Raw genomic sequence first — 6,899 nt, 5'->3', positions numbered from 1 at the left:
GCCGATGCGCTTGCGCCTGTTTCGCAGGCAAGAGCGGCGGGTGTTGTTTGAGCGACCTCTGAACATCTGCTTAGATTAATGATCAAATACATACAATAGCAATGAGAGGGTAGATCAGTTAACTCTGTTTCACGTAGATGGTCTATGTAGATTAACTTGTCAGTAGCCCAGCATAATGCTTCGATGAGACTGCCGAAATGACTTATATGAATGCCTTGCGCTTGAAAATAGAGGTAGAATATAAAGTATGATCTAGTAACGCTACGTTTTAATTTAAAATTTTCTAGCCTTATATTATTTATATTATGTAGTAAAAACAATATGTTAGAGAATATTTCTGCTTTATTGGTCTTTTTGTTAAAAGATTTATTACATTTTTTGCAAAACTGGATTGACCTCAATGACAAAAGAAGACTACAATGAATCTCGTTTAAAAGAGTTGGCAATATTTATGTCCAGAGTTACGAATACTACGTTAAGTATGTTCGCTCCTGTTAAGTCATAAGTAATACCGAGTTTTTTTAGCACTATATCGTTGGTGACTTTCATCTTCGTATAAATTAACTTAACCTACAGGAATACAGACATGTCTGACGTAGTAACTGGTACAGTAAAATTTTTCAACGAAACTAAAGGTTTCGGTTTCATTACACAGGATCAAGGTCCTGATGTTTTTGTTCATTTTTCTGCAATCAACACTTCTGGTTTCAAAACTTTGGCTGAAGGCCAAAAAGTTGAATTCCAAGTAGCTCAAGGCAAAAAAGGCCCTGAAGCTCAAAACGTTACACCTCTATAATGTAACGTTGCTGAGGATACTCTCAGCAGTGCGAATGCTAAAAAGCGACTTTTAAGTCGCTTTTTTTGTTTTTGTACCTTATGTGTGTCATGTGTAGAATTGAATGAAAAAGTAAGGCGACTTTCTATGGCTAAATCATTACAAGAGCAATTGTTGGGTGTTGGACTCGTTGATAAGAAAAAAGTTAAGAAATTAAAAGCGGAATCCCTACAGCAGAAGCAAAAAATCAAAAAAGGCAAGGCTGTTCCATCTGATGAAAGTGAGCGCCAAGAAACCCTAAAACGTCAAAGAGCAGAAAAGACAGAGAAGGATCGCGCTCTTAATTTGGAGCGACAAAAAATTAGTGAGCAGAAAGCGGTTCATAGTCAAATACGTCAAATGATTGAACAAAATAAAGTTCGTAAACAAGATGGCGATATTGCTTATCACTTTACAGATAATAAAATAGTAAAAAAACTGTATATCAGTCAAACATTGCATAACGACTTAAGCTACGGACGTCTTGCGATTGCTAAGCTCGACCAGCAGTATGAGTTAGTACCTGAGCCTGTTGCTGTCAAAATCAGTGAAAGAGACTCAACCTATATACTCGTTTGCAATAATCGCGTCGAAAGTGTTGAAGAAGATCCCTACGCTGACTTTAAAATACCAGATGATTTGATGTGGTAGCATTACGATTGTTTAATTGGGAGTTGAGTTAGTGAAGCTTATTGTGCCGAAGCAGGAAAATGTTTTACTGTCTATAAATAATAGTGACTTATTTTTTCCGGTAGGTCGTGTTTTTTGCGTGGGGCGCAATTATGCCGAGCATGCCAAAGAAATGGGTGACGATCCAGACAGAGATCCGCCGTTCTTTTTTTTAAAAAGTGCTTCATGTGTTGTTCCTGCGTCTTTTGAGAGGCAAACCTTTATATCTTACCCCACGTGTACTTCGCAATTTGAATATGAGGTAGAGCTTGTGGTGGTACTTGGTAAAGGTGGCTTTAACCTTTCTAGGACTCAGGCCTGCGACGCGGTATTAGGTTATGCTGTTGGCTTAGATATGACACGCAGAGATCTGCAGACGGAAGCAAAGAAGAAGGGGCGGCCTTGGGAAGTAGGTAAATCATTTGACCAGTCAGCGCCTATTAGTCCGATTGTTTTAAAAAATGATGATCTAGCGATTGATATGGCCAATGCTGAAATAGGTTTAAAGTTAAATGGTCGAACAATGCAGATTAGTCGCACATCCAATCTTACCTGGTCCGTTGAAGACATTATTGCACAATTGTCTCAGAGCTTTGAGCTACGAGCGGGGGATGTCATTATGACAGGCACTCCCGAGAATGTTGGCGCTGTAAATGTTGGGGGCAATATGCTTGCTTGGGTGGACGGCCTTGGCGCTATTGAGGTCAGTGTTACTGATTGAAGACGTGAAATTCGTGCAATAGAGTTGAGCTGACGGGATTGTCGGTCTTATTTAGTAAGTGAATGACCATTTCAGCCGTACACAGACCATTCTCTATTTGATTGCGGCGTTTCTTATAAGCTGATTTTAGGTGGGTGACTTCGTAGTGTGCAAACTGGCTCAGGTAAGGAGAGCGGTTATACATTTTTTGTGCTTGCTGCCAAGTTCCGTCAAGAATGATAGCGTTGTTAATAGTGTGTAATGTTTCCGTTGTCACGGTTGGGCAATCGTTCGAGTGTTGATATACCAAGATAGTATCAGCCGGAGACAAGTTTAGTATGGAGGCGTGGGGTGCTTTTCTCTGCCACACAATGACTTCGCACTGCTCGCCAAGCACTTTTTTTACGATGGTCCCTGTTCCTGATGCTTTTTTCAGCTCTTCGCTATGGGTAAGTAGCCAAATTTTCATAATGGGGTGCTTTGCAGTAGTAAAAGATTCGGATTGATTGGGTTGTATCGGTTACGCTCTACCTAAGGTGTGTTTGCTGCTGATTGGTTTAGTGGAGCCTCTCGCTGTGTAAACCTTATTCTTTTCGTTATGCCCTTGTAGAAGCTCAAAAAGATGTTTATTACGTTTTTGAAGTGTAAGCAAAATGCGAGCGTTAGTATTGTTTTTGTTTTTGCAGAGATTGAGAAGAGCTTCGCATTCAACTATAAGAAGCCGTAAGTCATCGAATGAGCTATCTTGTTTGCTTAGCCAGTCTTTAAACTCTTTCTCGGTAGGTTTTTTCCTGTTAACGATGTCAAATTTAATGAGAATATTGATTCTTTTCTCGTTAAGCGTATTCATCTCATCCAAAAGAGATTGTTTTTCATTTGATAGGTCAATAATAAGCTTACTATTTTGCTCACCATAGGCAAGCCTCTCCCTATCAAGTAACAAGCTTAATTGTTGTAGTGTTTCTTTACTTTTAATAAAAACTGGGGTGACGGGTAACATAGAAAAGACCAATGGAAAGCAGTAAAAATATTACTGCTTTGCTTAGAATAGTGAATCCATGGAAGCCATGTTACTAGCCAGCTTTTGTGTGTCTATTTTATACTCCCCAGAAGCAATAGCATTTTTTATTTGCTCTACTTTGTCCATATCGATGTCAGGAAGACTGTTCATTTTAGCTTGTTGATTTTGCAATATCTGTGCCGCACCACTAAGTTTGACAGTATCTTCAGCCATAGTATTCGAATTCTGTTTAACATTCGTTTTGTCAGCTGTACTGTTCAATGCGTCATCTTTAAGCGAACGTTCACTTTTGTTGACTGGGCTTTGACCAGATAGACCTGTAAATTGTATTGCCATTGGGTTTTCCGCCCTTAAATTAATTGCTATTGCACTTGTATCGGCTGAGTTTTCCCAAACTTTAATAAAAAGTCTAGTTAAAAGGAATGGTATGCATCCATTCAGGTCGTAACTAGTAGTTTACAAGAACCTCACTGTCAGTTACAACTTTAGCATATATAATTCGATTAGAGCTGGAATTCTTGACACGTATTTGTTGTCCTTTAGTGCCGTTTTCCAGTGCAACGCCATTCATTTTTACTTCTATGTTTCCACTGCTTGCAGTGATAAGGACAGCATCACCTTTTGCAACTAAAGTCGGCATGTCGGTATTCATGTCGGTAATAAAGGTGTTAATACGTAAATTACGTGAAGCGACAAGACCATAAGGTGGATTTTTTTTACCAAACACTTGGCCGCGTAACGTAGAGATGTCAACTTTGGCTAGTCCTGTATTGGATTGATCTATCTTTTGTCCCCTGTTGATGGGGACCGTGGTCTTTATAGCCTCAATCGTAATGGTTTGAGTGACAGGAATATAGGATTTCCATGACGGAGAGTCGCATTTAATTTCATAATTTGTGCGTCGCGTTGCCTCTGGTCTTTGATTATTGATCTGTACCTCTTGGCTTTCACATTCAGGAAGATAATTTAGGGCTGCTAAATTATTTAGTGTGATATTAATGGCCGCTTCGGGGTATATTTGTGTCAGGCGAGGGATTTCAACCTTCGTAATGAAGTCGTTGATTTGCTCTTCGATTGGCGATGCCAGTAGTAAGTTTGATTGGAAACAAATGAAGGCGAAGCTTAGCCTTGTTGTTCGCATGATTGTCTCTCTTCATTTATTATTTACAGTGTAAATAAGATAGTTAGTAAATTATCAAAAATCACTTTATCATTGGACGATGTACTTTAACAATTCTGAGCTAATATCTCAGTTCAATGTTTACACATTTTGGAGGCGTTTATGGCCGGAGTTTTGGATACCGTTAACCAACGCACACAACTGGTGGGTGAGAATCGACTAGAGTTGCTACTGTTTCGTCTAAATGGCAAGCAAATATACGGCATTAACGTCTTTAAAGTGAAAGAGGTACTTCAGTGCCCTAAGCTCACCACAATGCCTCACAGCTCGCCCGTTGTTAGAGGCGTTGCTCACATTAGGGGTGGCACTATACCCATACTTGATTTGGGCTTAGCTACCGGCGCCAGCCCAATGGAAAATATCAGCCAATGCTTCGTAATTATCACTGAATACAATAGAAGGATTCAAGGATTCTTAGTTCGAGGTGTTGAGCGCATAGTCAATATGAACTGGAGCGATATTCAACCGCCTCCTAAAGGGCTGTCAAACGACAACTATCTGACTGCTGTTTGCCAAGTTGATAAAGAAATGGTCGAAATTATTGATGTTGAGCAAATATTATCCGAGGTAGCCCCGACCCGCCAAGATATATCTGAAGGTATCATCAACGCGGGAGTAACGGAAAATGCTCGTAAACATCATATATTGATTGTTGACGATTCTTCTGTTGCTCGTAAGCAGATCAAACGTTGTATGGAACAAGTTGGTTTTGCAACCACCGTTTTGTGTGATGGTAGAGAAGCACTGACGTTCCTTCAAAATCTTGTGGCAGAAGGTAAAGATGTGACGAAAGAGTTTTCAATGGTGATATCGGATATCGAGATGCCTGAGATGGATGGATACACACTGACCACGTCAATTCGCAATGATAGTCGCTTGCAGGATCTTTTTATTCTTCTTCACACTTCACTTAGTGGTGTGTTTAACGAATCAATGGTGAAAAAAGTGGGGGCAGATGGTTTCCTTGCAAAATTTCAGCCTGATGAATTAGCCAGTTTAGCAATACAGACAGTACAGGCTCAGTCAGAAGAATAGTCCTTTTAAGACTGTTTACTTTACTGAATCTGTTTAATATGGAGTTTCAATGCTCAGCAGCACAAATGCGATAACACCCAATGGGTACATAAGGTTTAGAGATTACTTGCAAAAAGCGTGTGGTATCTCGTTGAGTGAGAACAAGCAGTATTTAGTCGCTAGTCGGCTTGGGAAAATTTTAGAAAGAGAAAACTTTTCAAAAATAGAGCAGTTGGTAGACGTGCTTGAACGGTACGGCAGTTCTAAATTGAAAGAAGAAGTCATTAATGCCATGACAACTAATGAGACTCTTTGGTTCAGGGATACTCATCCGTTTGCTATATTAAAAGACAAAATTCTGCCAGAGATGACGTCCTCACCGTTACGTATCTGGTCAGCCGCTTCCTCTACGGGGCAAGAGCCTTATTCTATCAGCATGGTGATTGAAGAGTTTAAATCGTCACGACCTGGTGTTCTAAAAGCGGGGGAAAAAATAGTCGCTACGGATATTTGTACGAATATTTTACAACACGCTAAGCAAGGTGAATATGACAGTCTGGCGATCGCGCGCGGCCTCGGAGCAGACCTCCAGCGTCGATATTTTGATAAAGTGAATGAGTCAACTTGGAAGATTAAGTCAAACCTAAGTTCAAGAGTGGAGTTCAAATACTTAAATTTGATTGAATCTTTTTCAATGCTTGGTAAATTTGATGTGGTCTTTTGTCGAAACGTGCTGATTTACTTTACGGTTGATCTGAAATTGGACATTTTGAAGCGTTTGCACGCTTCCCTTAAACCTGGAGGCTACTTATTTCTGGGGGGGTCTGAAGCGTTGAGTGGATTATCCGAATATTTTGAAATAGTGCAATGTCACCCAGGTATTGTGTACAAAGCCAAAGCACGATAACCCAACGTCAATAGTATTTAGAATTTAGCTCTACCTGATGCAATTTAGGTAGGGCTTTTTTTTGTCTTAAATGCCTTGCCGCTTTTTGCCGTATTGGCTTAAATACTTCATAAGTGATTGAAATAATTGGTTTTTATTTTATGGCATTATAATTGCTTAATGTCAATCAAGTTGAATTTTAAAGTTTTGGTGAGGGTCAAATGGCGATATCTTTTGCAGGGGCGTTTGCAGGACATGACAAGGCTCTGGAGTTTAGAACGGCTAGAGCAGCCGTGCTTGCGAATAACATTGCCAATGCAGATACACCTAACTACAAGGCAAAAGATCTTTCTTTTGATGCGTTGCTGAGTAATGAAAGCAGCAAACTTCACCTTAGAAGTACCAATGCGAAACATATGTCAGGGTCAAGCTTACATGGCGAGCCAGAAGGTACCATGTACAGAACGCCTAGCCAGCCCTCATTAGATGGGAACACGGTTGACATGCAGCGAGAGCAGGCCGAATACGCGCAAAATTCGCTGCAATTTGACACAAGTTTTATGTTTTTGGATAGAAAAATCAGTGGTATGAAAAAAGCACTTACTGGGAATTAAT

The 6,899-nt window shown here is 40.0% G+C and carries 10 protein-coding genes; 6 read left to right on the top strand and 4 right to left on the bottom strand.

The genetic code is table 11. The features are described 5' to 3' along the window. The first annotated feature begins 586 nt into the window (after positions 1-586). The 3 genes from EBI00_RS05605 (at position 587) to EBI00_RS05595 (ending at position 2,204) form a co-directional block, all read left to right on the top strand. A complete protein-coding gene (locus EBI00_RS05605) occupies positions 587-796 on the top strand; it encodes a cold-shock protein (protein ID WP_012071288.1) in 210 nt (69 codons plus the stop codon). Between the two features lie 126 nt (positions 797-922). Beyond that, positions 923-1,465, top strand: a complete 543-nt coding sequence (locus tag EBI00_RS05600; protein ID WP_123094920.1) for a DUF2058 domain-containing protein — start codon at positions 923-925, stop codon at positions 1,463-1,465. A 31-nt stretch (positions 1,466-1,496) separates the two neighbouring features. After that, positions 1,497-2,204 carry a fumarylacetoacetate hydrolase family protein gene (locus tag EBI00_RS05595; protein ID WP_123094919.1) on the top strand — a complete coding sequence of 236 codons (708 nt, stop codon included), beginning with the start codon at positions 1,497-1,499 and terminating at the stop codon, positions 2,202-2,204. Here EBI00_RS05595 and EBI00_RS05590 read toward each other — a convergent pair. From EBI00_RS05590 to flgA, 4 genes are all read right to left on the bottom strand, one after another. Continuing rightward, positions 2,194-2,652, bottom strand: coding sequence for a DTW domain-containing protein (locus EBI00_RS05590; protein ID WP_123094918.1), 459 nt, complete (start codon positions 2,650-2,652; stop codon positions 2,194-2,196). The genes EBI00_RS05595 and EBI00_RS05590 overlap by 11 nt on opposite strands. A 51-nt stretch (positions 2,653-2,703) precedes the next feature. Then, entirely contained in the window at positions 2,704-3,183 is a 480-nt protein-coding gene (locus tag EBI00_RS05585; protein WP_123094917.1) for a flagella synthesis protein FlgN, read from the bottom strand. A 42-nt stretch (positions 3,184-3,225) separates the two neighbouring features. Next, on the bottom strand, positions 3,226-3,540 hold the full coding sequence (flgM, locus tag EBI00_RS05580) for a flagellar biosynthesis anti-sigma factor FlgM (RefSeq protein WP_123094916.1): 315 nt from the start codon (positions 3,538-3,540) through the stop codon (positions 3,226-3,228). Between the two features lie 112 nt (positions 3,541-3,652). Next, a complete protein-coding gene (gene flgA, locus EBI00_RS05575) occupies positions 3,653-4,345 on the bottom strand; it encodes a flagellar basal body P-ring formation chaperone FlgA (RefSeq protein WP_123094915.1) in 693 nt (230 codons plus the stop codon). Positions 4,346-4,486: 141 nt separating this feature from the next. Between flgA and EBI00_RS05570 the strand changes: the two genes are divergently transcribed. The 3 genes from EBI00_RS05570 (at position 4,487) to flgB (ending at position 6,898) form a co-directional block, all read left to right on the top strand. Beyond that, complete coding sequence (locus tag EBI00_RS05570) at positions 4,487-5,419, top strand: chemotaxis protein CheV (protein WP_123094914.1); 933 nt, start codon at positions 4,487-4,489, stop codon at positions 5,417-5,419. 49 nt (positions 5,420-5,468) lie between these two features. Further along, positions 5,469-6,305: a CheR family methyltransferase gene (locus EBI00_RS05565; RefSeq protein ID WP_123094913.1), complete on the top strand. Its 837-nt coding sequence runs from the start codon at positions 5,469-5,471 to the stop codon at positions 6,303-6,305. A 200-nt stretch (positions 6,306-6,505) separates the two neighbouring features. Beyond that, a complete protein-coding gene (flgB, locus tag EBI00_RS05560; protein WP_123094912.1) occupies positions 6,506-6,898 on the top strand; it encodes a flagellar basal body rod protein FlgB in 393 nt (130 codons plus the stop codon). The last annotated feature ends 1 nt before the right edge of the window (position 6,899 follow it).

Origin of the sequence: Marinomonas hwangdonensis (genome assembly GCF_003721245.1) — a bacterium.
In the GTDB taxonomy this organism is placed as follows: Bacteria; Pseudomonadota; Gammaproteobacteria; order Pseudomonadales; family Marinomonadaceae; genus Marinomonas; species Marinomonas hwangdonensis.
This window is presented reverse-complemented; position numbering and strand designations above follow the sequence as displayed.

Coding starts and splice junctions, on each gene's coding strand:
- flgM (WP_123094916.1), bottom strand. CDS start 3,540: ATGGCAATACAATTTACAGGTCTATCTGGTCAAAGCCCAGTCAACAAA.
- EBI00_RS05590 (WP_123094918.1), bottom strand. CDS start 2,652: ATGAAAATTTGGCTACTTACCCATAGCGAAGAGCTGAAAAAAGCATCA.
- EBI00_RS05600 (WP_123094920.1), top strand. CDS start 923: ATGGCTAAATCATTACAAGAGCAATTGTTGGGTGTTGGACTCGTTGAT.
- EBI00_RS05585 (WP_123094917.1), bottom strand. CDS start 3,183: ATGTTACCCGTCACCCCAGTTTTTATTAAAAGTAAAGAAACACTACAA.
- EBI00_RS05605 (WP_012071288.1), top strand. CDS start 587: ATGTCTGACGTAGTAACTGGTACAGTAAAATTTTTCAACGAAACTAAA.
- EBI00_RS05570 (WP_123094914.1), top strand. CDS start 4,487: ATGGCCGGAGTTTTGGATACCGTTAACCAACGCACACAACTGGTGGGT.
- flgA (WP_123094915.1), bottom strand. CDS start 4,345: ATGCGAACAACAAGGCTAAGCTTCGCCTTCATTTGTTTCCAATCAAAC.
- flgB (WP_123094912.1), top strand. CDS start 6,506: ATGGCGATATCTTTTGCAGGGGCGTTTGCAGGACATGACAAGGCTCTG.
- EBI00_RS05565 (WP_123094913.1), top strand. CDS start 5,469: ATGCTCAGCAGCACAAATGCGATAACACCCAATGGGTACATAAGGTTT.